20 protein-coding genes are annotated in these 17,741 nt (G+C 53.6%); all 20 read left to right on the forward strand.

From position 1 onward, the window contains the following. Positions 1-25 precede the first annotated feature (25 nt). The 20 genes from B5E62_RS12170 (at position 26) to B5E62_RS12260 (ending at position 17,740) form a co-directional block, all read left to right on the forward strand. The gene (locus B5E62_RS12170) at positions 26-694 is read left to right on the forward strand and encodes an HAD family hydrolase (RefSeq protein WP_087174818.1); all 669 of its coding nucleotides are present in this window, start codon (positions 26-28) and stop codon (positions 692-694) included. After that, entirely contained in the window at positions 691-1,491 is an 801-nt protein-coding gene (thiD, locus tag B5E62_RS12175) for a bifunctional hydroxymethylpyrimidine kinase/phosphomethylpyrimidine kinase (RefSeq protein ID WP_087174819.1), read from the forward strand. The genes B5E62_RS12170 and thiD overlap by 4 nt, the downstream gene beginning before the upstream one ends. Before the next feature lie 24 nt (positions 1,492-1,515). Continuing rightward, a complete protein-coding gene (locus B5E62_RS12180; RefSeq protein WP_087174820.1) occupies positions 1,516-2,415 on the forward strand; it encodes a hypothetical protein in 900 nt (299 codons plus the stop codon). A 74-nt stretch (positions 2,416-2,489) separates the two neighbouring features. Further along, positions 2,490-3,284: an aryl-sulfate sulfotransferase gene (locus B5E62_RS12185; RefSeq protein ID WP_242957895.1), complete on the forward strand. Its 795-nt coding sequence runs from the start codon at positions 2,490-2,492 to the stop codon at positions 3,282-3,284. 54 nt (positions 3,285-3,338) lie between these two features. Next, on the forward strand, positions 3,339-3,770 hold the full coding sequence (locus B5E62_RS12190) for a hypothetical protein (RefSeq protein WP_076780443.1): 432 nt from the start codon (positions 3,339-3,341) through the stop codon (positions 3,768-3,770). 135 nt (positions 3,771-3,905) lie between these two features. Beyond that, entirely contained in the window at positions 3,906-4,217 is a 312-nt protein-coding gene (locus tag B5E62_RS12195; protein ID WP_076780445.1) for a hypothetical protein, read from the forward strand. 3 nt (positions 4,218-4,220) lie between these two features. Then, positions 4,221-5,267 (forward strand): V0D/AC39 family V-type ATPase subunit, encoded by a 1,047-nt coding sequence (locus B5E62_RS12200; protein ID WP_087174821.1) that lies wholly within the window; start codon positions 4,221-4,223, stop codon positions 5,265-5,267. Beyond that, positions 5,264-7,216: a V-type ATP synthase subunit I gene (locus tag B5E62_RS12205; RefSeq protein ID WP_087174822.1), complete on the forward strand. Its 1,953-nt coding sequence runs from the start codon at positions 5,264-5,266 to the stop codon at positions 7,214-7,216. Before B5E62_RS12200 ends, B5E62_RS12205 begins: the two co-directional genes overlap by 4 nt. Before the next feature lie 2 nt (positions 7,217-7,218). Continuing rightward, complete coding sequence (locus tag B5E62_RS12210; protein ID WP_076780450.1) at positions 7,219-7,656, forward strand: ATP synthase subunit C; 438 nt, start codon at positions 7,219-7,221, stop codon at positions 7,654-7,656. A 1-nt stretch (position 7,657) separates the two neighbouring features. Further along, positions 7,658-7,966, forward strand: coding sequence for a V-type ATP synthase subunit F (locus tag B5E62_RS12215; RefSeq protein WP_076780452.1), 309 nt, complete (start codon positions 7,658-7,660; stop codon positions 7,964-7,966). A gap of 18 nt (positions 7,967-7,984) precedes the next feature. Then, entirely contained in the window at positions 7,985-8,572 is a 588-nt protein-coding gene (locus tag B5E62_RS12220; protein WP_242957897.1) for a V-type ATP synthase subunit E, read from the forward strand. Then, complete coding sequence (locus tag B5E62_RS12225) at positions 8,565-10,331, forward strand: V-type ATP synthase subunit A (RefSeq protein ID WP_087174823.1); 1,767 nt, start codon at positions 8,565-8,567, stop codon at positions 10,329-10,331. The genes B5E62_RS12220 and B5E62_RS12225 overlap by 8 nt, the downstream gene beginning before the upstream one ends. Before the next feature lie 18 nt (positions 10,332-10,349). Further along, a complete protein-coding gene (locus B5E62_RS12230; protein ID WP_087174824.1) occupies positions 10,350-11,780 on the forward strand; it encodes a V-type ATP synthase subunit B in 1,431 nt (476 codons plus the stop codon). A 256-nt stretch (positions 11,781-12,036) separates the two neighbouring features. Further along, positions 12,037-12,660, forward strand: coding sequence for a V-type ATP synthase subunit D (locus B5E62_RS12235; protein WP_087174825.1), 624 nt, complete (start codon positions 12,037-12,039; stop codon positions 12,658-12,660). A gap of 244 nt (positions 12,661-12,904) precedes the next feature. Beyond that, positions 12,905-13,498 (forward strand): hypothetical protein, encoded by a 594-nt coding sequence (locus B5E62_RS16800; protein ID WP_143468867.1) that lies wholly within the window; start codon positions 12,905-12,907, stop codon positions 13,496-13,498. 188 nt (positions 13,499-13,686) lie between these two features. Beyond that, entirely contained in the window at positions 13,687-14,574 is an 888-nt protein-coding gene (locus B5E62_RS12240) for an ABC transporter ATP-binding protein (RefSeq protein ID WP_087174826.1), read from the forward strand. 28 nt (positions 14,575-14,602) lie between these two features. After that, positions 14,603-15,388, forward strand: a complete 786-nt coding sequence (locus B5E62_RS12245; protein ID WP_087174827.1) for an ABC transporter permease subunit — start codon at positions 14,603-14,605, stop codon at positions 15,386-15,388. Positions 15,389-15,534: 146 nt separating this feature from the next. Next, on the forward strand, positions 15,535-16,053 hold the full coding sequence (locus B5E62_RS12250) for an RNA polymerase sigma factor (RefSeq protein WP_242957899.1): 519 nt from the start codon (positions 15,535-15,537) through the stop codon (positions 16,051-16,053). After that, positions 16,050-16,865, forward strand: coding sequence for a hypothetical protein (locus B5E62_RS12255; RefSeq protein ID WP_087174829.1), 816 nt, complete (start codon positions 16,050-16,052; stop codon positions 16,863-16,865). Before B5E62_RS12250 ends, B5E62_RS12255 begins: the two co-directional genes overlap by 4 nt. Next, the gene (locus tag B5E62_RS12260) at positions 16,850-17,740 is read left to right on the forward strand and encodes an ABC transporter ATP-binding protein (RefSeq protein WP_087174830.1); all 891 of its coding nucleotides are present in this window, start codon (positions 16,850-16,852) and stop codon (positions 17,738-17,740) included. Before B5E62_RS12255 ends, B5E62_RS12260 begins: the two co-directional genes overlap by 16 nt. Position 17,741 lies beyond the last annotated feature (1 nt).

The raw sequence follows: 17,741 nt of genomic DNA on the forward strand, positions 1-17,741 counted from the left end.
AGAAGGACAGGAGAGGAACCGGAAGATGATAAAATACAACGGGAAAATGTGGGAGGGCGCAGTGTTTGACCTGGACGGGACCATCCTGGACTCCATGTGGATCTGGGAGAGCGTGGACGGCAGGTTCCTGACCCGGCACGGGCTTCCCATTGAGGAGAGTTATCTGAAAGCGCTGACCAATATGAATTTCCCCCAGGCAGCTGCCTACACAAAGAAGCGGTATGCCATGGAGGAGAGCGAGGCGGCCATCATGGAGGAGTGGTTTGCCCTGGCAAGAGGAATGTACGAGCGGGAGATCGGGCTTAAGCCTCACGCTGCGGAGTACCTGGAATATCTCCACAGAGTGGGAGTGAAGATTGCCGCGGCCACATCCTCGGAGCCGGTCCTCTTTGAGGCGGCCTTGAAAAATAACGGCATTTACGATTATTTTCATGCCTTTGCCCTGTCCTCGGAGACGCCCCACGGCAAAGACACGCCGGAGGTGTACTGCCTGGCGGCAGAGCGGCTGGGAACGAAGCCGGGCAGCAGCATCGTATTTGAGGATATCCTGAAGGGGATACAGAATGCCAGAGAGGCGGGATTTTACACCGTGGCCGTGGAGGATAAGTCTGCTGCGGAGGAGATGGAGCTGATCCGGGCAGAGGCGGATGTGTACATTACAGACTACAGGCAGATGAAGGAGATAGAGAAATGAAGAGGAAATGTGTACTCACCATAGCCGGGAGTGACTGCAGCGGCGGCGCGGGCATCCAGGCGGACATGAAGACAATGCAGGCAAACGGGGTGTACGCCATGAGCGCGGTGACGGCCCTGACAGCCCAGAATACCACCGGCGTGTACGGGATCATGGAGTCCTCGCCGGAGTTCCTTGAGAGTCAGCTTCACTGCATTTTTACAGATATTTTCCCGGACGCGGTGAAGATCGGCATGGTCTCCTCCGCCCCCCTCATCCGGGTGATCGGGGACAGCCTGACAAAGTGGAAGGCCTCGAATATCGTGGTGGATCCGGTGATGGTCTCCACGAGCGGCAGCCGGCTCCTCCGGGAGGATGCCCAGGCGGCCCTCATGGAGAGGCTCCTGCCCCTGGCGTCCGTGATCACCCCCAACATCCCGGAGGCGGAGGTGCTGACAGGCAGGTCCATCACTGGCGAGGCACAGATGGAGGAGGCGGCCAGGAGGCTGGGAGAGATGTATCCCGGAGCGGTGCTGATCAAGGGAGGACATCAGGTCAGCGATGCCAACGACCTGCTGTATGACAGGGGACGGCTGGTCTGGCTGCGGGGAGAGCGCATCGACAACCCCAACACCCACGGGACCGGCTGTACTCTCTCCTCCGCCATCGCCAGCAACCTGGCGAAGGGCTTTCCCATGGAGGAGAGCATCCGCAGGGCAAAGGTCTATATCTCCGGAGCCCTGCGCGCCGGACTTGACCTGGGCCGGGGAAGCGGCCCCATGGACCACGGCTACGCGATCCCGGAGACGGACTTTTAGCCGGGGCGGAAAGAGAAGGTGGATATGAAAAAGAAAAAAAGATGGAGAAAGCGCTGGAGAGTCATGGGGAGGGCGCTCCACATGGAGATACGGGAGCATAAGAGCTCCTTTATGGTCTATGTGGTCCTGAGGGCCCTCGTCATCATCATGATGGTCCTGCAGATCTTAAACCGCAATTTTGAGAATGTGTTCCTGTGCGCGCTGACCCTGGCACTGCTCATCGTGCCCAGCTTCATACAGGTGAACCTGAAGATCGAGCTGCCCACCGGTCTGGAGATCATACTCCTGCTCTTTATATTTGCGGCGGAGATATTGGGGGAGATACAGGCCTACTACATACGCATCCCCCAGTGGGACACAGCTCTCCACACGGTGAACGGCTTCCTGATGGCGGCCATCGGCTTTTCCCTTGTGGACATACTGAACCGGAATAAGAGGTTTTCCATCCAGCTCTCACCGGTCTTTGTGTCCATAGTGGCCTTCTGCTTTTCCATGACCATCGGCGTGGTGTGGGAGTTCTTTGAGTTTGCTATGGACAAGCTCTTTCTGCTGGACATGCAGAAGGATACCGTGCTGCATACCATCAGTACGGTGATGCTGGATCCCACAGGCGGCAATCACACCGTCATCATCCGGGATATCACGGATGCGGCGGTGAACGGGGAAAGCCTGGGCCTTGGCGGGTATCTGGATATCGGCCTCAACGACACCATGGAGGACCTGTTTGTCAATTTTGTCGGCGCTGTGGTCTTCTCTGTCATAGGCTACTTCTATGTGAAGAAAAGAGGGCAGGGGAAATTTGCCTCCCGCCTGATCCCAAGACCCAAGGAGGCGGAGCGTGATTTCCTGGAAAAAGCTATGGAGGAGGCGGAGAAAAAGCCGGAGGATGGTCCGGAAGCCGCCGCAGACACAGAAAAATCTTAAAATTTACACAGGCTGAACAAAGAATCCTCACGTTTCCGACTGTATAATAAAAGTCGGAAAGTGAGGATTTTAATGTGCGGAAAAAAACAGTATTTGCAGGTTTGGCCCTGGCCCTGGCGGTAGGCTCTGCAGGATGCGGGGCGCAGGAGGAGCAGGGGCAGGAGAGCGACGGACAGGAAAGCGGGATGACAGAGGAGGAGGGACTCTATGTAGTCCTTGGGAATGACAGCGACGGGCTGGACTTTATGTATTACTACGACAACAGCGGCGTTCTCCGGGGCGAGGTCCCCATCATCGGTTACCGCAGCCACCGACTCCTCTTCTCGGAGGAGGGCATGTACTTCAGCATATCCGAGATGGAGATGGCGCGGATGGATGAGCTGGGTCAGGTCACGGCCGTCTACGATCTGGGGCAGTATGAGCTGCACCACGACTACGTCTTTGACGATGACGGGAATATCCTGCTCCTGGCCACGGACACAGAGCAGGACAGTGTGGAGGATGAGAGCCTGCCGGAGGGACAGTATTACCTTTACATGTTCAACAACAATATCGGCGTCAGCGAGACCCGGCCGGATTTTGACTGGAGCATTATCGACGGTATCCAGAGTGAGGCTGTGGACGGGACCACGTCCTACTATTACAAATATCTGGTGGATGAGACCTCCGGAAGCTATGAGCTCGTGGAAAGCTTTGAGCTCCCCTACTCGGGCTATGTCAGCAGCGTGCAGGAGATCGGGGACAATGTGGTGGCTGACAGCGGCATGCAGGGCATCTGGGGCGAGTACGACAGCGAGAACGATCTGATCAGATCCTTCACCATGGAAAAGGAAAGCTTTATTTACAGAGTATACAAATACGAATTATAACCCATACTATCTGCAGCAGTAAAAGCAAATATACCAGGAAGGGGCCAAGAACGTATGGGTGAGCAGACAAGGAAACTTTTGGAAGAATGCAGCAAAGGCTGCAAGATGGCTGCAGAAAGTATTGATCAGATACGGGAGCATATAAAGGACAGGAAGATGCAGGAGCTGGTCAGCGGATACAGGAAAAAGCACAGGGATCTGGAAAGGGAAGCGGACAGGCTTCTGGCGGAGGAAGGTGAAGAGGAGCCCCAGGCCGGGCTGGCCGTCTCGGCCATGTCCTGGATCACTACCAATGTCAAACTTCTGATAGACGAGAGCGGCAGCCAGATCGCAAAGCTTCTTATGGACGGCTGCAATATGGGGATCCAGGGGATTACAGAGGCACAGAACAGGTACAAGGAGGCATCCAGAGAGAGCCGTTCCCTGGCGGAGAAGCTGGTGAAGCTGGAAGAACAATTTTCAAAGGATCTGAAAGTATATTTATAGGGAAAAGGCACTGATTTCAGACATGAGATCAGTGCTATTTTCATATGCTGAAATATTGCTGAAAGTGATTGATTTTTTCTTCAAAAGGTGTATCATTAGAGTAAATTGGCATTTCGTACAAAAAGGAGGCTTTCTATGGACTCAGTTATCGGCAGATTAACGGAAATCGAGGATGCAGCCTCTGCCATTGTGGCTCATGCTCAGGAGCAGAAGGCAGAGCTGGACAGGGAGTATGAAGACAGAAAAAAAGCCTTTGACAGGCAACTGGAGGAGGAGACAGAGAAGAAACTGCAGGCCATCCGGGACGAGCTGGAGGAGGAAAAGAAGAGACTTCTTGGCGGACAGATGGAGGGAAGCCAGGGCTCCATAGCTCTCCTTAAACAGGAGTATGAGGCAAATCATACCAGATATGCCAAGGAGATACTGGCCCGCATGACAGAGGTGTAGCTTATGGGGAATTTACTTGCTTACAGCGGGATCGCCACAAAGGTCAGGGCCATGGAGGCGAAGCTTCTCTGGAAAGAGGATTTTGAAAAGATCGCAGCCATGAAGAGTGTGCCGGAGGTAGTTTCCTGGCTGATCCAGAATTCCACTTACAAAGAGGTTCTGGAGAACCTGGATCCGGGGCTGATCCACAGAGGGAATATTGAAAAGCTTCTGGAGCTGTCCCTATATCATGACTATACGAAGATCTACCGTTTCTGCAGTCTGGAGCAGAGAAAATTCCTGCGGCTGTATCTGAAGCGGTACGAGGTTGCTCTGATCAACTACTGCCTGCGGATCGTCATCAACCATTACAAGGAGCCTTTTGATCTGAATTACAAGAAGCCGTTTTTCGACAAATATTCTCAAATCTCCATTGAAAAGCTGATCCATTCCAGGACAACGGATGAGGTCATTGAGAACCTGCGGGATACAGAGTATTACGGAACACTGAAAAAGCTCCGGGACGGACAGGCAGTGACTCTCTTTGACTATGACCTGGCCCTGAACCTGTACTACTTCACATCCATGTGGAAGAGCAGGAAAAAGGTGCTGAAGAACAAGGAACTGGAGATATTTACGAGAGACTGCGGATCCAAGATCAATCTTCTGAATATCCAGTGGATCTACCGGGCCAAGAAATATTTCAGCCTGGAACCGGCGGATATATATGCACTGCTCATCCCCATCCATTATAAGCTGCGGACAGAGCTGGTGCAGGAGATGGTGGAGGCGGAGACGATGGAAGATTTTGAGCGCGCTGTGTCGAAGACGTCCTATGCGAGACATTATCACTTCACGGACCAGCTGACGATAGAAAAGATGTATGCGGACTGTCTCTATTATCTCTATATAACGGACAGGAGGAGCAATCCATACTCCATTGCCTGCATCAACACCTATCTTTTTATGAAGGAGCAGGAACTGGAGAAGCTGACGACAGCTATGGAGTGCGTGCGCTACGGAGTCTCTCCCGATGAGACGCTGCAGTATGTGGGAGGTCGCAAGCTATGATCGTAAAAATGAAATTTATCAATATATCGGGGCCGCGGGATGACATTGACCGGGTGATGGATCTGTATCTGTCCAGGTATGAGATCCAGCTTGAGTCAGCTCTTACGGAGCTGAAAACTGTGGAGAACTTAAGACCTTTTGTGGAGATCAATCCTTACCGGGACGCTCTTTTAAAGGCCCAGCAGTATGTGAGCTATCTGAATGAGCCGGAGAAGATTGCTCCGGACACATCCATGGGACTGGATGACATCTTTGAGCTGATCCGGGCCACAAATGAGGAGTACCTTACCTTCCAGGCCAGGAAAGATGTGCTGAAAAGAAAGCAGGATGAACTGCAGGCAAAGCAGAAGGTCATCGAGCCCTTCCGCCCTATGGATGGGGACCTTGGCAGGATCCTTTCTTTCCGGTACATTACCTGCCGGTTCGGGAAACTGCCGGCGGAACAGTACCAGAAGATGGAAAAATATCTGATGAACGACCTGGGAGCCATTTTCGTCAAAGGGCAGCAGGATGCGACAAGCGTGTACGGCGCTTACTTCGTGTCCCCCGGGGAGGCACAGAAGGTGGATGCTGTGTTCCGTTCCCTGCATTTTGAGAGGATCGATATTCCGGCAGAGTACAGAGGAACTCCGGAGCAGGCCAGCTGTGAGCTGGCGCAGCAGATCTATGACATCCAGAAAGAGATGGACGATATAGATAAGGAAGCTGCCGCGATGCTGGGGGAGAAAGCTCCCCGCCTTGTGGCGGCAAGAGACAGGCTGGAAGAGCTGGCCCACAACTTTGACGTGCGGAAAATGGCAGCCCGGGTGGCGGATAAAAAGGAAGATTACTATATCCTGTGCGGCTGGATGGCAGACGATGACGTGGAGAAATTTATGGAGGAGTCAAAGGACGATGACAAGATCTTCATCGTGGTGGAAGACGACCATGACAGCTATTTTGGAGAGCCCCCAACCAAGCTGGAAAATCCGAAGCTTTTCAAACCTTTTGAAATGTTTGTGCGGATGTACGGACTTCCGGCCCACGGCGAGATGGATCCCACCGTGTTTGTGGGGATCACCTATTCCTTTATCTTCGGAGCCATGTTCGGGGATGTGGGGCAGGGGCTGCTCCTTGTCATTGCGGGAGCGCTGATCTATCATTTCAAGAAGGCCCCTCTGGCCGGGATCATTGCCACAGCAGGGATCTTCTCCACCATCTTCGGATTTATGTTTGGAAGCATCTTCGGATTTGAAGATATTATAGAACCACTGTGGCTGCGGCCCATTGACCATATGACCACCCTCCCCTTTGTGGGCAAGCTGAACACCGTGTTCATTGTGGCGGTGGCCTTTGGTATGGCTCTCATTATTGTGGCCATGATCCTGCACATCATAAACGCCCTGCGGGATCACGATACGGCGGGGGCCTGGTTTGACGCCAACGGCGTGGCGGGACTTGTGTTCTACGCCTCGGTGGTGGCTGTGATCGTCCTTTTTATGACGGGACATGGCATGCCCGCAGGCATTGTCATGGCAGTGATGTTCGGTGTGCCGCTGCTTCTGATCCTTTTCAAGGAGCCGCTGACAAACAGGATCAAGAAGAAGGCAAAGAAAATGGAAGAAAGCAAAGCCATGTTTTTCGTGGAAGGATTTTTTGAACTGTTCGAGACACTGCTGAGCTATTTTTCCAACACACTGTCTTTTGTACGTATCGGCGCTTTTGCAGTCAGCCACGCCGCCATGATGGAGGTGGTGCTGATGCTGGCCGGCGCGGAGGCGGGAGCCCCCAACTGGGCGGTCATCGTTCTGGGCAACCTGTTTGTGTGTCTGATGGAAGGCCTGGTGGTCGGGATCCAGGTTCTCCGTCTGGAATACTATGAAATGTTCAGCCGTTTCTACAAAGGAAGCGGACGGGCATTTGACCCATATACCAAGACGAAAAAGAATAAAAATAAAGGAGGAGCTTAATTATGACTCTTGCATCCAGACTCATTCTCATTGCAGCACTGATCTTAAGTATCATCATCCCCTTCGGGTACTATCTTCTGGGGGAGAAAAAGAAAGGGCGCTATAAGGCGGCCCTTGCAGTCAATATATTTTTCTTCTTTGGCGCCTGCATCATCGGCAGCATCATGATGTTCCAGGGAGCAGACGTGCAGGCTGCGGACGCCGCCGCCGAAGCGGCAGCGTCCAACGCCACAGGACTTGGCTATATCGCAGCCGCACTGGTTACCGGTTTATCCTGTATCGGCGGCGGTATCGCCGTTGCCAGCGCTGCCAGCGCAGCTCTTGGAGCCATCAGCGAAGACTCCAGCGTGCTTGGCAAGTCGCTGATCTTCGTAGGTCTTGCGGAAGGTGTCTGCCTGTATGGGCTGATCATCTCCTTCATGATCCTGGGGCAGCTGTAGTATGAAAATGTATCTCATCAGTGATAATGTGGATACCTACACGGGTATGCGTCTTGCCGGCGTGGACGGCGTGGTGGTGCACGAGAGGGAGGAGCTGTACCAGGCCCTCCAGGACGCGCTGCAGGACAAGACAGTGGGCATAGTACTCCTTACGGAGAAGCTGGGGCGGGAGTTCCCGGACATGATCGATCAGTTTCGCCTGGAGCGGAAGATGCCCCTGCTCGTGGAGATACCCGACAGGCACGGAACCGGCCGGAGCAAGGACTTTATCACTTCCTACATTACGGAAGCCATCGGGCTGAAACTATAAATAAAGGAGGGATACCTCTTGACATTAGAAGAAAAAATCGCTCATATACAGTCAATCTCCATGGAGGAGGCAAGGGCGGAGGGAAACGAGATCATCAGCGCCTACAAGACCGCCCTTGAGAAAGTGTTTGAAGATCATAAGAAGGAGGCTGTCCGTCAGTCCCAGACGCGGGTGCGGGCGGAGTCTACCAATGCCAGGCAGCAGAAGAACCAGGCCATGGCAAAAGCCCAGCTGGATCTGAAAAGGCAGCAGGGAAAGGTGCAGCAGGAGCTGAAGGAGAAGCTCTTTGCGGAAGTAGCGGAGCTTGTCCGGGATTTCATGAAGACGCCGGACTATGATGCCTTTTTGGTAAAGTGTATCGAGAGCGCTCTGGAGTTTGCCTCCGGGGAGGAGATGACCATTTATATCAATCCTTCCGACAGGGACAAAAAGGAGAAACTGGAGGAGAAGACAGGGGCTGCGCTGACCATCAGCACGGAAGACTTCATGGGAGGTATGCGGGCTGTGCTCCGTGGAAGAAATATTCTCATCGACCATTCCTTTAAGTCGTCCCTTGAAAATGAGTATGACCAGTTTATATTCTCGGGAGGTGATGACATTGGTTAAGACAGGGAAAATATACGGGATTAACGGACCGGTCATTTATCTGAAGGGAAACACGGGCTTTTCCATGTCGGAGATGGTCTATGTAGGCCGGGAAAAGCTTGTGGGTGAGGTCATTGCCCTTGACAAGGACCAGACCACCGTCCAGGTGTACGAGGAGACAGGAGGCCTGCGGCCGGGTGAGGAGGTCACCGCATCCGGGGGAGCTGTGTCCGTCACTCTGGCTCCCGGTATTCTGAACAATATATTTGACGGGATCGAGAGACCTCTGGAGAAGATCGCGGAGAGCGGCGGCGCCTTTATCACAAAAGGAGCGGCTGTGGATTTCCTGGACAGGGAGAAAAAGTGGGATACCCACATAACAGTAAAAGAAGGAGATTATCTCCACGGCGGGGATATTTTTGCGGAGGTGCCGGAGACAAGGGCCATTGTCCACAAGTGCATGGTGCCCCCGGATCTGGAGGGGACTGTTGTGTCGGTTGTCAGTGACGGCAGCTACACGATAGAGGAACCATTGATCACGCTGCGCAGCGGAAACGGTAAAGAGACGCAGATCCCCATGGCCCAGAAGTGGCCCATCCGGAAGGCCCGGCCTGTGAGCCAGAGATTTGCGGCTTCGGAGCCTCTTGTCACCGGCCAGCGGATCATAGATACCATGTTTCCTATCGCCAAGGGAGGCACGGCTGCCATTCCCGGCGGTTTCGGGACAGGGAAGACCATGACCCAGCATCAGATCGCCAAGTGGTCCAACGCGGATATTATCATATACATCGGCTGCGGTGAGCGTGGAAATGAGATGACCCAGGTTCTGGAAGAGTTCGGGGAACTGACGGACCCAAGGACCGGCAATCCTCTGATGGACCGGACCACCCTCATTGCCAACACATCCAACATGCCGGTGGCTGCCCGTGAGGCCAGCATTTACACAGGCCTCACCCTGGCGGAGTACTACCGGGATATGGGATATGATGTGGCTATCATGGCGGACTCCACATCCAGGTGGGCGGAAGCTCTGCGTGAGCTCTCCGGACGTCTGGAGGAGATGCCGGCCGAGGAAGGTTTCCCGGCCTATCTGGCGTCCCGCCTCTCTGCCTTCTACGAGAGAGCGGGCATGATGCACAACTTAAACGGCACAGACGGATCGGTCAGCATTATCGGCGCTGTGTCTCCCCAGGGAGGCGATTTCTCCGAGCCTGTGACACAGAATACAAAGCGTTTCGTAAGGTGTTTCTGGGGACTGGACAAGAGCCTGGCCTACGCCCGGCATTTCCCGGCTATCCACTGGCTGTCCAGCTACAGTGAGTATCTGACAGACCTGGCCCCCTGGTACCAGGACAATGTGTCGCCCAAATTTATTGACTACAGGAACAGGATCATGGCTCTTCTCAACCAGGAGAGCAGTCTTATGGAGATCGTGAAGCTCATCGGAAGCGATGTGCTGCCGGACGATCAGAAACTGATCCTGGAGATTGCCCGGGTCATCCGTCTGGGCTTCCTGCAGCAGAACGCATTCCACAAGGATGACACCTGCGTGTCCATGGAAAAGCAGTTCCTCATGATGGACACGATCCTGTATCTTTACAAGCAGGCAAGAGCCCTTGTGACTATGGGACATCCCATGTCTGTGCTGAAGTCAGAAAATATCTTTGAGCGGGTCATTGCCATCAAGTACGATGTACCCAATGACCGACTGGAAATGTTTGCACAGTATAAACGTGACATCGACAGTTTCTATCAGCGTGTGCTGGAGAAAAATGCGTAGAAGAGGGAGGAGAGAAGTATGCCAATAGAATATCTTGGACTTAGCAGTATCAACGGCCCTCTGATTGCGCTGGAGGGGATGCAGGACGCCTTCTTCGATGAGATCGTGGAGTTTGTCATAAACGGAAATGAGCGGCGCATCGGCCGCATCATAGAATTGTACGAGGACAAGGCAGTGATCCAGGTGTTTGAGGGATCGGAGAATATGTCCCTTAAAAACACCCATACCCGCCTCACCGGCCATCCCATGGAGATCGCCCTGTCAAAAGACATGCTGGGACGTACCTTCAATGGCATCGGGCAGCCCGTTGACGATCTGGGGCCCATTGTCTCAAAACTGAAGCGGGATGTAAACGGCCTGCCCCTCAATCCGGTAAAAAGAGAGTACCCGAGGAACTATATCCGCACCGGCATTTCCGCCATCGATGGGCTGACCACTCTGATCCGGGGACAGAAGCTGCCTATTTTTTCCGGCAACGGTCTTCCCCACGACCAGCTTGCGGCGCAGATCGTGAAGCAGGCCTCTCTGGGGGAGGACTCTGACGAAGAATTTGCCATCGTGTTTGCCGCCATGGGCGTAAAACATGATGTGGCGGATTTCTTCCGCAGGACCTTTGAGGAGAGCGGCGTGGCGGACCACGTGGCCATGTTCCTCAATCTTGCCAACGACCCGGTGGTGGAGCGTCTCATCACGCCAAAGGTGGCGCTCACCGTGGCCGAGTACCTGGCCTTTGAGCAGAATATGCACATCCTTGTCATTCTGACAGACATGACTTCCTTTGCGGAGGCCATGCGTGAGGTGTCCTCATCAAAAGGAGAGATCCCCAGCAGAAAGGGGTATCCCGGCTATCTGTACAGCGAGCTTGCCTCCATCTACGAGCGGGCAGGGATTGTACAGGGGGTGAATGGGTCTGTGACCCAGATCCCTATCCTGACCATGCCAAACGATGATATTACCCATCCTATCCCGGATCTGACCGGCTACATCACAGAGGGGCAGATCGTGCTGGACCGGAACTTAAACGGCCAGTCCATCTATCCGCCCATCAGTGTGCTGCCCTCCCTGTCCCGTCTTATGAAAGACGGCATCGGAGCAGGCTTTACAAGGGAGGACCACCAGGATCTGGCGAACCAGCTCTTTTCCGCCTACGCAAAAGTAGGAGATGCCCGCAACCTGGCCTCCGTCATCGGCGAGGATGAGCTGTCTCCTATTGACAAGGAGTATCTGGCCTTTGGAAAAGAATTTGAAGAGAAGTACATCGGCCAGGGGCACGAGGAAAACCGGACCATCGAGGAGACACTGAACCTTGGATGGGAACTTTTAGGCCGCCTTCCGAAAGAGGAGCTGGACCGTGTGGATACAAAGATACTGGACAAATACTATCATCCCACAAAGCGGGATGAAGGCGTCACCACAAGCGCCAGCCCCGGCTCTATCGCAAATATGTGACAACGGATAAGCAATGCGCAAGGTGCGGGAAAAAGGAAGGACAAATTTATTTGTCCGCACGTTTTCCTGTACCTTGCATATGGCGCTCCGCCATCAGCCGAGGGAACGGCTGGAGGGCGTTCCCTCGGCTGGCATTGCTGTACCTGGCGATAGTGCCGCCCCCTGCGGCTGGCATTGCTGTACCTGGCGACAGTGCCATTCCGGCAGCGCTCCGCCCGGACAGCAGGATAGAATAAACCAAGAAGGGAGGAATTTCATGGATCCCCGCACATTTCCGACAAAAGGAAATTTAATGCTGGCAAAAAATTCCCTGGCTCTTGCCCGGCAGGGCTATGAGCTGATGGATAAAAAGCGGAACATTCTCATCCGTGAACTGATGGATCTGATTGACCAGGCCCGCAGTATCCAGGAGGAGATTGACAGCACGTTCACGTACGCCTATCAGTGTCTGCAGAAAGCCAATATCGAGAACGGGATCAGTCTGGTCTCCCAGATCGCCTACACAGTGCCTATTGAGGACTCCATTGTGATCCAGACGAGAAGTATCATGGGGACAGAAATTCCCCATGTAAAATACACGCCTCAGACGCCGGTACCTACCTACGCTTTCAGCACCACAAGGGAGTCGGTAGACAGGGCAGTGGATGCTTTCCGCAAGGTGAAAGATCTGACAGTGAAGCTTTCCATGGTAGAGAATGCAGCCTACCGCCTTGCCAGCAATATCAAAAAGACCCAGAAGAGGGCCAACGCTCTTCAGAATATCACCATTCCCATGTACACTACCCTTGTGCATGATATCACCAATGCACTGGAGGAGAAGGAGAGGGAGGAATTCACAAGGCTGAAGGTGATCAAGAGAAGGAAACAGAAAGCAGGATAAAAAGCACGGATAATCCGGGAGATGACAGCGATTTTACTAAAATGGTTGTTATCCCCCCCCGGTTTTTATGTTATCTTATATATTATATCGGCGGATGTCTTCTGCCAGAACAGCTCTCCTGTCAAGGGAGACGATCTAAAAGCTCAGGGGCTTTCTCATTTTCGGAATTTCCACATCGGAAACTGTACCCGTAAATGAATGGAACTGAAAATGAAGCACAGAAGAAAAGTATGGAGGGAAATGGATGGCTGGTATTTTACAGAAGTATTTTCCCATGATACGCACGCGCAGAGAGATGCTGGAAGTGATCTTTGAGGATGAGAGGCTCTCTGACGTGTATCTGGGATGGAGCGAAGAGCAGAGACTGGAGGAATTTCTGTCACTTGTGCTGGGGCAGCAGGTGAAAATTTTGAAGGTTATCCCCAACGACTCTGCCAGGATCGCGGACGAGAGCTCCCTGGTGGTGATGGACATTGTGGTGGAGATGGAGGATCACAGTATAGCCAATGTAGAAGTGCAGAAGATGGGCTACCGTTTTCCAGGACAAAGAAGAGCCCTGGCGAATTTCAAAATTTCCCGGATGACTATATCCACCATTTTTCCCAGAGTTCCGACACAGGGCTTGCAGTCAATCTTCTCCAGGAATACTGCTTTATCGCACTTGACATATTTCTTGGAATTGTGCAGAATAAAGGTATCAGAAACAAGCTGGAAGCATGGCTTTTGTTTTTCAGTACAGATGATCCTGGTGAGATGGAAGTGCTTCTGGAGTCTTACCCGGAATTTAGGGTGCTGTACGAAGAGATCTACGAGCTGTGCCGCAACGTGGAGAAGGTGATGGAGATGTTCTCAAAGGAGCTGAGGGAGCTGCAGGATACATCCCGGAAGTAGACATGCAGGACGCCCTGCGGGGAGAAGACATAGAGAAAAGAAGAAAAGCTATGTTTTCGCCGCAGGGCGTTTCCGGGTCTTCTATCTGAAAGATCAGCCGGAGACTTAAGAAAGCAGTATGAGGAGGAACGATACATGGAAAAGGTCATAGACATCCGTGATCTTACAAAATATTACGGGAAGCATAAAGGAGTGGAACATCTCACCCTGTCTGTAAACCGGCAGGAGATCTACGGATTTATCGGCCCCAACGGGGCAGGGAAGAGCACAACCATCCGCACCATGCTGGGACTGCTTAAGGAGGATGGCGGGACGGTGGAGATCTTCGGGGAGAGGCCGGAGACAGAGCGTGAGAAAAAGGAGATGCTCTCCAGGATCGGCTACATGCCGTCGGAGGCTTTCTTTTACAGCGGTATGAAAGTGTCGGACGTTCTGAAATTCTCGGCGGATTTTTACCGGAAGGACTGCCGGGAGGAGAGAGGACAGCTCTGCGAGAGGCTGAAGCTGGATGTAAAGAAAAAAGTGGACGAGCTGTCCCTTGGAAACCGCAAAAAAGTGAGCATTGTGTGTGCTTTGCAGCATGGCGCGGATCTCTACGTGCTGGATGAGCCTACCAGCGGGCTGGACCCTCTGATGCAGCGGGAATTTTTCAGGCTCCTTAAAGAGAAGAATGAGAAGGGGGCGACCATCTTCCTATCCTCCCATGTCCTGGGGGAGGTGGAAAAATACTGCCACCGGGCGGCAGTCATCCGGGACGGAGGCATTGTCATGGAGGACACCATGGAGCATATCTGCGGCTCGGCGGCAAAGCGGGTGACTGTGCGGGGCATTTCGGGTGTTCCGGGGCTGCCGCTGACAGACCTGCGTGTGCTGGAGGATGGTGTCACATTCTTATACAGAGGAGAGGCAAAGCGGCTTCTGGAGGCGCTGGCCCCGCTTCCTGTGACGGATCTTACTATCACGGAACCGGATCTGGAAGAGACATTTCTTCATTTTTATGCAGAGGGGAAGGCTGCCAGGTAAAGAGGGGCGGCAGTAAGGAGGAAAAGGGATGAACATATTTGGACATGAACTGAAAAGGTCTCTGCGATCCACACTGATCTGGGGGCTTATCATCGGCGGGACCATCATGCTGTGCGTCTTCCTGTTCCCGGAGCTGAAAAAGGAGCTGGGGGACATGGTGGATGCCATGAGTGATATGGGCGGTTTTGGGGCTGCCTTTGGGATGGACCGGCTGAACTACGGTGATATCACCGGGTTTTACGGTATTTACGCGGGAAGCATGCTGGGGATCGGCGGAATCTTCTACGCCGCTATCCTGGGAACAGGTCTTCTGGCAAAAGAAGAAAAAGACCACACGGCAGACTTTCTCCTCACCCACCCGGTGACGCGCACATCTGTGTTCTGGCAGAAGGCAGCAGCCATGGCAGTCCAGATCTTTCTGATGAACCTGGTGGTCATTTTGCTTGCCTGGATCTCCATCCGCTGGATCGGCGAGAGCCCGGACTGGGAAGGGCTGTGCCTGTTTCATCTGGCCCAGGTTCTTATGCAGCTAGAGATCGGAGGCATCTGCCTGGGGATTTCAGCTTTCTTAAGAAGAGGGAGCATCAGTGCCGGCATCGGCGTGGCGGCTTTTCTGTATTTCCTGGGGCTTCTGGGAAATATCACGGAAAAGGCGGAGACGGTCAAGTATATCACACCCTACGCCTACGCAGACGCCGCAAAGATCTTGCCGGAGTGCATCCTGGATGGGACGCTGATCCTGCTGGGTCTTTGCTATGGAGGGGCAGGTATCCTGGCTGGGTGGATCAGATACAGGACAAAAGATATCAGATAAAATCAGATGAAAGAGAAAAGGCTGCGTGTGCGCGGCCTTTTTAAAATATTTTAAAAATCGTAATCCTTTTACAGCCCCGCAGCGTTATAACATATAGGCAGCTGCTTAAAAGGACCAGAATGGCACACAGGTCAGGGGGGACAGACTTGACTCAGGAAGATGAAATTTTTGAAAAACTGAACAAAGGCGACCCGGCTGCGGCGGGGGAGCTGGCAGAGCTCTACTACGGCGATATACTCAGATACTGTCTGTTCCATGTGCCGGACCGGTCTCTGGCACAGGACGCTGTGCAGGAGACGTTTCTGCGTGTGTTCCGCTATTTTGACGGCTACACCCACAGGGGAAACTTCCGGGCTTTCCTCTACAAAGTGGCTGCAAATGTATGTATCGATATCTGCAGAAAGAAAACATGGGAGCCTATACCTAAGCAGGTTCCCTTTGAGGAGAAAGGGCTGAAGGAAGAGGAGGACAGGGAGGATTTTCGAAGGCTTGTGGAGCTCCTTCCGGAGGAGCTGCGTGAGATCGTCATCCTGAGATTTTCCCAGGAGCTGAAGCTGAGGGAGATCGCCAGGGTGACAGGACTTCCCATGCGGACTGTGCAGTCCAGACTCAGAAAAGCGCTGAACCTTTTAAAGCAGGAACTGGAAAGGAGAGAGGAACCATGAAGAGGAGCCAGGTGAATGAAAAGCTGAGATGTCTGGCACAGCAGGAGAAAGAAGCCATCCGGCCGGACGAAAGACACAGGGCAATGACCGCTGCCCTCGCGCAGAACGCGTACAAGGCGGCAGCGCCCCGGAGAAACAAAATGCGCTTTCCAGCCTTTGTGCTCCGGCAGGTCAGATACACAGGAAAACCGATCTGGATCTGGCAGATCCTTCTGTTTCTTCTTATCGTCTCCGCCTTTGAGCGGACCGGCGACAGGGGAAGCCTTACAGATCCCTATTTCCTTATGTTCCTGTATCGGAGGATCCCGGTGCTTCTGTGCGGGGCAGGGATCCTGTCGGCCTGGAGCTGTGTTCCCTTCTTTGACAGAGCTGTCAGATGGAAGATGGCAGAAGTGGAGGCAGCAGGCTGTCAGCCGTCCCGGCTTAAGGCAGCCCGGCTTCTGATCGCAGGAAGCAGCGCGCTTATTATGGAACTGGCCGTGGCTGCGGCAGCAGGGACGCTCTGGCAGGTTAACCTGGAAGCGCTGGCGGCCTGGCTGTTCCTCCCCTTTCTTCTGGCCTGGAACTGCATGCTCTTCCTTCTTGACAGGACGAAAGGGAGGTTTACTCCCTGGTGCAGCGCAGGACTGGCGGCCGGGTTCGCTGTGTTTGCACTTGTGTGGAGATATGTCAGCAGAGAGGCCGGAAGCCCCGGGGATTTTCTGGCGTTTGCGGATGGCGGATGGTTTCTGTGCGGGGCAGCGCTGCTTCTCTGGGCGTTCCAGATATGGAAGCAGGGCAGAAAGGAGATGGAAAGATGGAGTTATGTATAGAAAATCTGACTAAACAATTTAAAGATAAACGGGCCGTGGATCACGCCAGCCTGACTATCACACCGGGGGTGTGGGGACTGCTGGGAGCCAACGGCGCCGGCAAGACAACTCTCATGCGCATGGCGGCAGGACTTATGACGCCTACAGAAGGGACGGTGAAATACGACGGCGTTCCCATTGATGTGCTGGGGAAGGGGTACAGGGATATTTTCGGCTACCTGCCCCAGGAGTTCGGGTTCTACCCGGAGTTCACGGTGTATGATTACCTGGACTATGTGGCGGCTTTAAAGGGGCTTTCAAGGAAGAATGCAAAGGAGAAGATCGACAGGCTGCTGGAGACATTTTCCCTGGCGGATGTGAGGCGCAAGAAGATCACAAAGCTTTCCGGCGGCATGAAGCGCAGGGTGGGCATTGCCCAGGCCCTTCTTAATGACCCGGAGGTGCTGATCCTGGATGAGCCCACCAGCGGTCTGGATCCGGGAGAGAGGGTGCGTTTCCGCAACCTTCTGTCTGAGTTTGCCGCGGACCGGATCGTGCTGATCTCCACCCACATTGTGTCTGACGTGGAGTACATCGCTTCCAGAAACGCTGTGATGAAAGAGGGGAAGATCATAGCAGAGGGAACCACAGGGGAACTTCTGTGGGACATGGAGGGAAAGGTGTGGTCCGCCGTTATCCCGGAGTATGACCTCCGCAGATATGAAAGACTGGTCCAGGTAGTGAATATCCGCAACGAGGAGGAAGGAATGGTGTCCATCCGGTATCTGGCTGACAGGCCTTCTGTTCCGGAGTCCGCGGGGCAGACGCCAAGGCTTGAGGATCTCTACCTGTGGCTTTTTCCACAGGAAAACACACAGGGAAAGGAGGTGCAGTGAC

The sequence above is a fragment of the Lachnoclostridium sp. An118 genome, from assembly GCF_002160985.1.
In the GTDB taxonomy this organism is placed as follows: domain Bacteria; phylum Bacillota; class Clostridia; order Lachnospirales; family Lachnospiraceae; genus Claveliimonas; species Claveliimonas stercoravium.